Annotated in this window: 4 protein-coding genes; 1 reads left to right on the top strand and 3 read right to left on the bottom strand. The window is 71.2% G+C overall.

What is annotated here, in order from left to right; all coding sequences use genetic code 11:
* The 3 genes from MKK58_RS07580 to MKK58_RS07570 all read right to left on the bottom strand — a co-directional run.
* On the bottom strand, nucleotides 1–1,139 hold a 1,139-nt coding region (locus MKK58_RS07580), incomplete at its 3' end, for a polysaccharide biosynthesis/export family protein (RefSeq protein WP_243911481.1).
* 293 nt (nucleotides 1,140–1,432) lie between these two features.
* Nucleotides 1,433–2,893 (bottom strand): LTA synthase family protein, encoded by a 1,461-nt coding sequence (locus tag MKK58_RS07575; protein WP_243911480.1) that lies wholly within the window; start codon nucleotides 2,891–2,893, stop codon nucleotides 1,433–1,435.
* 8 nt (nucleotides 2,894–2,901) lie between these two features.
* On the bottom strand, nucleotides 2,902–4,833 hold the full coding sequence (locus tag MKK58_RS07570; RefSeq protein WP_409565208.1) for a capsular biosynthesis protein: 1,932 nt from the start codon (nucleotides 4,831–4,833) through the stop codon (nucleotides 2,902–2,904).
* Between the two features lie 270 nt (nucleotides 4,834–5,103).
* On the opposite strand from MKK58_RS07570, the gene MKK58_RS07565 reads away from it, so the two are divergent.
* Entirely contained in the window at nucleotides 5,104–6,411 is a 1,308-nt protein-coding gene (locus MKK58_RS07565) for a capsule biosynthesis protein (protein ID WP_243911478.1), read from the top strand.
* Nucleotides 6,412–6,434 lie beyond the last annotated feature (23 nt).

Raw genomic sequence — 6,434 nt, 5'->3', positions numbered from 1 at the left:
GAGACGGGGGCGGTGACGGTGGAGAAGACGGAGAGGACCTTCTGGACCTCGGTGAAGGGGGCGTTGGAGACGTAGACGAGGTCGCGGTTGCGCATGCGGAAGGCCTGGGTGAGGAACAGGCTGTTGGGGTCGCGCATGTTGATCCGGTAGACCACCGGCACCAGGGGCGTGCCCAGCAGCGGGCTGCCGGGCTTGAGGCGGCGCACCACGGCGGCCGGCTCGAAGCGGAAGATGAAGGTGCCGGCGGGGTCGGCCTGGAAGTCGGACAGGCCGCGGGCCTTGGCCAGGGCCTGGGCCAGGGTGATGCCCTCGGCCTGGAACGGGATCTCGCTGGCGTTGCCGAGCGCGCCCACCGCCAGGAAGGTCTGGGGATCGCGCACCAGGGTCAGGGTGTCGCCCGGGCGCAGGAAGATGTTCTCGGCCGGGTTCGACACCACCGTGGTCAGGGGCACGGTGGCGGTCTGGTTGCCGCGCGAGAGGCGCACGAAGGTCTCGCTGACGGGGGCGCGCACGCCCCCGGCGGTGGCCACCACGTCGAGGAGGCGGTCGCCCTTGCCCGAGAGCGGCACGCGGGCGCCGGCGGTGACCTCGCCCGTGACCGTGACGGTCTGGGAGACGGACTTGGTCACCGAGACCAGCACCTGGGGCTGGATGGCCTTGCCGGCCAGTTCGGTCTCGATGAGGCCCTGCACGTCCTGCGGGCGGCGCCCGGCCACCTGGATGCGCCCGGCATACGGCACGGTGATGGCCCCGTCGCGGGGCACGACCTGCTCGGGGATGAGGGCGGACTTGGAGCCGGCCGAGAAGCGGTCGGCCACCAGGGGCCCGGAGAACAGGCCGCCCGAGCCCGCCTCCCAGACCGACACCGCCACGAAGTCGCCCACCCCGATCACGGGCTCCAGCGCCGGGCGCTTGTCGCCGAACGAGGCCAGCAGGCTGTCCAGGGCGCGCCCGCGCAGGGCCTCCACCGTGGCCGCAGACAGGTCCACGATCTCGTAGCGGGCGAACGTGCCCTCGCTCGTCGAGACGTCCGCCCCCTCCACGACCGCGCTGGTCGTCGGTCCCGCCGCAGGCAGGATCGACGAACAGCCGGAGACGAGGCACGCTGCCAGGGCCGCGAGGCTCGCGTTGCGAATCATTGTCACTCTCCCACAAGCCGGAGCCGCGCGACGCGACGACCCGGCGACGACGCCCGCATGGCTCGAGGCGCGCGGACGGCGCCAGCATCACTTCTATTGCGCCGATGTGCCCGCGCGGGCGCCACCGGGAAGCAGTCGAGGGACCGCCGGACGACCACGCGAGGGGCCGCCGCCGACCGGATAGCACGCAAACGCTGCGATCGGTTTAACGGGTCGTCCACACGTTCAAGAAAGCCTTCCTAAGGCCTGGGGTCTACCGCTCCTGTCGGACACCATTGTGGCAAAGCCACGCTTCAGGCGCCGGTGTCCGCCGCGAGGCATCCGCGAAGCTGGCGGCCGAGGGCATCGGCGCTTAGATCGCGCCGCAACGGCGCGGCGGCACGGGCCGCTCCGAACCGGAAGATCGCGTAATCCGTCGCCGTGTCCCCGAAGCCTGGACGGCAGTTCGGTAGCGCGGGCGCATGGTCGCCGAACACGCAGAGGATGGCGTCGAGCTCTTCGAGTCCGGCGACGAGATGTTCCACGGCCCGCCCGGTGTTCTCCACATGCGTAAGGTACTGTGCCAGGGGATCGTCGATCCCCGGCAGGCGGCCCGGCTTCCAGGGCCCGTGGTTTTCCATGGTGACGCAGAATAGGAAGAGCGGCGCCGAACGCCCCCGCACCTCCGCCAGCACCCGCTCCGCGAGGGCGAGGTCGGCCACGTAGGGCCCGACCCGCGGCGCGTCGCCGAACGCCTCCTCCATGATCAGGCGATCGAAGCCGAGGCGCGTCACGACCTCCGCCCGGTTGAAGAAGTCGCGATGGAAGGGATGCACGAACAGGGTCTCGAATCCGGCCTCGTGGGCGCGGGCGGGCAGGCTCTCGGGTTCGCGCCCGCCATGGGTCAGGTAGGGGTCGAAGAGGCCGAAGCCGAGGTCCTCGGCGTCGCGCCCGGTCAGGACGGCGTGCTCGGTGCGCATGGTGTAGGCCCCGTGCGCGGGGACGCGGAGGCGCCCATACTGGGCGGCGCGACGCCGGATCAGGTCCATCAGCGGCAGCGGCGGGCCGCCGAGGCGCCGCGGATCGACGAAGGATTCGAGCTGCACCACGACCAGCACGCGATCTCCGCCGGGAACGCCCCGAGGAGGCGGGGGTGCCGCTTCCCTGCGCCGCAGAGCCCGCCAGCGCAGGGCGTATCCGATGATCGTGGCGGGCAGGCCGAAGCGGGCGACATCCGACGCGAGGGCCGGAGCCGGGAACAGCCGCGCCAGGGCGCGGGCCGCCGGGCCTTCGGCGGAGAGTGCCACCAGGGTCGCCAGGCCGAACGGCAGGGCGAACAGCGCCAGTACGGCGACGCTGGGCTCGACCGGTAGGATCGACGGCTCGATCGCGTACCAGGCGCCGACGACCACGAGGGCGGCGAGGATCGGCCCGGCCATGCGGGGGTCGGTCAAGGGGCGGGTGTAGTAGAGCTCGGGGTGCCGGGGGACCTGCCGCAGCAGGGCGAAATCGCTGAACACCAGGGGCTCGCCGATGATGGCGCGCTTCAGGCGGCTGATGACGGTGAGGATGAGCACGGTGAGCACGCAGGAGGCGCCCGCCAGCCAGGGCCGCCAGGAGAACTGAAACCAGAACGCCATCACCAGGGCGTAGCCGAGGAAGCGGATGGCCAAGTCGGCCGGGCGTACACTGACCGGGCGGACCGAGCCGCCCTCGATGGCCTCGATGACGAGGCAGAGCGCCAGGGCGAGGCCGAGCGATGTGAGCAGCAGCATCGCGGGATTCAGCGCCTCGGTTCCTCGGCCCGGGGAACGCCGCGCTTGCGCCGGAGCCGTCGGACGAGCGGGTTCAGGACGGCGTAGCGGGCGCGCATGATCAGGTGCGCGGGTCCGCTGAGCGCGAGGCGCGTCGGGCCGGCGGCGTCCCGGGCCGCCGAGAGTCGGTCGAGGAGCTGCTCGGCCGAGCACGGCTTCATCGCCACCGGATCGAGGTAGAGTGGGTAGAGCAGGAGGGTGCCGGCCACCAGCTCGTCGAGGGCGAGGCGGCGCCCACGGTCGGCGCCGGGCGCCAGATCCTCGCTCAGGCCCCAGCCCGCGTAGAACGGGCGCCCATGGACCGCGACGGTCAGGCCCCGGATCAGCGCCTCGAATCCGGCGAGCGACGTCATCGTCTCCACGTGGTGGGCGCGGTCGAGGAGATCGACGATGGAGAGCCCGCCGACGATCCGGTCGGCGAGGCCGAGCGCCTCGTCTTCCGGGATCGCCCCCGGGCGAAAACCGGCCTCGACGTCGGGATGCGGCTTGTAGAGGAGGAACGCGTGGGGGTTGCGTGTCCGCGCCGCCTGCAGAAGGGCGCGGTTCGAGCGCACGACCGGGGAGCCGTGCATCACCGAGGCGTCGTCCTCGACCTGCCCCGGCACCAGCACGATGCGCCGGTCGGTCGGCCAGGTCCCGGCATCGCCGGTGAGGCCGACATTGTACTTGCTCAGGCGACGCGCGACCACGCTCTCGCGCAAGGCCCGCGCCCGGGCCACCACCTCCGGCGTGAAGGTGGTGTCACGCAGGATGAGGGCGAGGCGGCTCTCGGTGCGCGGATCGTAGTAGATGCCGCGATCGTCGACCACGATGGACGCGCCCGGCTGCAGGCTCGCACCGAGACCCACCGAGCGCAGGAACCCGTCCTCCATCCGCGCCAGAGGAATCCCTTCCTCGGCGCAGAGGGTCGGGAGGCGCTCCGGCATCCGGGTGGCCCAGGCGAGGATCCGGCCCTGCCGGAGAAGCGCGTCGGCCACGGCATCCTCGGCCGTCATGGTGTGCACCGGATCGCCGTAGGGTCCCCGCATGAACACGTCGAGGGCGGGCCGCTTCCAGCGCGAGATGCCCACGAGAACCGTGGGCCTGTCGTTCTCGGCGAAGCGGTCACGCAGCCACGCCACGCGGTCGAGGCATTCGACGAAGGGGATCGGCGCCTGCGTCCAGGGATCGAAGTAGTGCAGGCCGGCCCCGTAGCGACGCCGTGCGAGCTCTGCCGCCGGGGGCGCCTCCGTGCCGTCCAGGCAGACGACCTCCACATCGGTGAGCCGGGCCTCACAGGCGAAGGCCCAGTCCGATACGAGGACGCGCCGAACGCGCGGAAACAGGGCCCAGGGATCGACGGGACGGCTGACGATCCGCAGGCGCGGCGACGGCACCTTGAGGAACGCCGGACATCCCTCGCTCCCGGCCACCACGAAGTCTTCGTCCGGAAAGCGGCGCGCCACGGCCTGGAGATATCCACCGAGGCGGGCGGGAGATCGCGCGAGGGAGTCCTCGACCAGGACGAGGGAGGGCGCGACGAGGCCGCCCAGCAGGTCGCTCACCGCCTTCGCGTCAAGGCGCCCGAACCGGTTCCGCCCGAAGACGCGGAGCGCCCGAAGTGCCGCGAGGTCGACCGGGCTCTCGCCGAACGGGGCGTCGCGCCAGGTGAAGCGCAGGCTCGCCAGACCGGTCCGCGGCGTGTCGTAGGGCGACAGCAGCGGCCCCGGCTCGACCACCAGGGCTGGCCGGCCCAGCCGGGATGCCACCCGCCCCAACCCGTTCCGCCCCCACAGGACCGGGACCGACCCGGAGCGCCAGGGCGCTACGAAGGACGATCCGGTTGCCCGCTCGGTCTGCCCGCGCAGGGCTCGGATGGTCCGGCCCGTGGAAAAGAGCGTTGGCGGCAGGTTCGGAGGCATGGTCCCGTGGCGTGGAGGCGACTGGATGCTGCCTTACCACCTTCCCGTGACGCGTTGTGAGACAGCCTCGAACATTCTGCCGTTCCGCTGGACAGGACCAATCAACGGGACGCATCTGTGGATGACTTTGTTGCATAGAGACCACAGGGGCGCGAAAATCCTGTGCAGCCCCATCTCCGCCCAATTGCTGGGATGTGAGTCCCGTGCCACGGAATCTCCCGTGGCAGGCGGCCCGCATGTTGTGCGGGCGCAGGAGCAGGCGTCCCAGGAATGCTTCAGCCCTTCGCAGAGACGCACCGCGATGGACCAGCGACCTTTCTCTTCCTCCAGGGGATTGCCTCCCCGTTCTTCGCGGACCTCGGCAGCGCGCTGAAGGCCCGCGGGCACAACGTCCGGCGCATCAACTTCTCGACCGGCGACTGGCTGTTCTGGCGTCTCTCTTCCGACAATTATCGCGGCACCTTCGCCGATTGGGGCGCCTACGTCGCGGCCTATATCCGCCGCCACGGCATCACCGACATCATCCTGTTCGGGGATTGCCGGCCCTACCACGTGGCGGCCACCGCTGCCGCCGAGCCGTTCGGCGTCCGCCTGCACGTCTTCGAAGAGGGCTACCTGCGGCCGAACTGGATCACCTGCGAACTCGGCGGCGTGAACGGCCACTCGCCGCTGCCGAAGACCGCGGACGAGATCCGAGCCGTCGCCCGCCGCCTGCCCCAGCCGGGCCGGGCCATGCCCTCCAGCGGCGACATGGCGCGCCGCAGCATCTGGGACGTGGCCTACAACATCGCGAATTTCGGCTTTCCGTACTTCTTCCCGCATTTCCGCTCGCACCGGCCGCACCACATCGCGGTGGAATATGCGGGCTGGATCCGGAAGTTCTCACGCCGGTCCCGGACCCGGCGGGACGCGGCGCATCTCAACGAGGCCTACAAGGCCATCGCGGCGGACTACTTCCTCCTGCCTCTGCAACTCGACAGCGACTTCCAGATCCGTGTGCATTCCCCCTTCCTCGGGGTCGAGGCCTTCATGGACCGGACCATCGCGTCCTTCGCCGCCCATTCGCAGGCGCCGACCCGACTGCTCATCAAGCTGCATCCCCTCGACAGCGGCCTGATCAACTGGCGCCGCTATGCCCGGCACTCGGCCAAGCGCCACGGCGTGAACGACCGCCTCGACATCATCGACGGCGGCGACCTGCCCCGGCTGATTGCCGGCAGCCGGGGCGTCGTGCTGGTGAACAGCACGGTCGGCATGCTCTCCCTCGAACTCGGTCGGCCGACCTATGCGGCCGGCAGCGCGATCTACAACATGGCGGGCCTGACCCACCAGGGCGGGATCAACACGTTCTGGACCGCGCCGACCCCGCCGGACCCCGAGCTGATGTCGGATTTCCGACGCGTGGTGCTGCACCGCTCGCAGGTGAACGGAGGCTTCTTCTCGCGTCCGGCCATCGCGCGTGCCGTGGCGGGCACGATCCCGCGCCTGGAAGCCGCCCTCCCCGCCGCGGCCCTCGCCGCCGCGTCGGCGGTCCGCGCGGAAGCCGAGCCGACCCAGGAACTCGCGCCGGTCTATTGATCCGGGCCGCGCGGCCGGGCTAG

Source organism: Methylobacterium sp. J-078, from assembly GCF_022829285.1.
In the GTDB taxonomy this organism is placed as follows: Bacteria; Pseudomonadota; Alphaproteobacteria; order Rhizobiales; family Beijerinckiaceae; genus Methylobacterium.
Note: the sequence above shows the minus strand (reverse complement) of the source record. Positions and strands in the feature narration are given on the sequence as shown.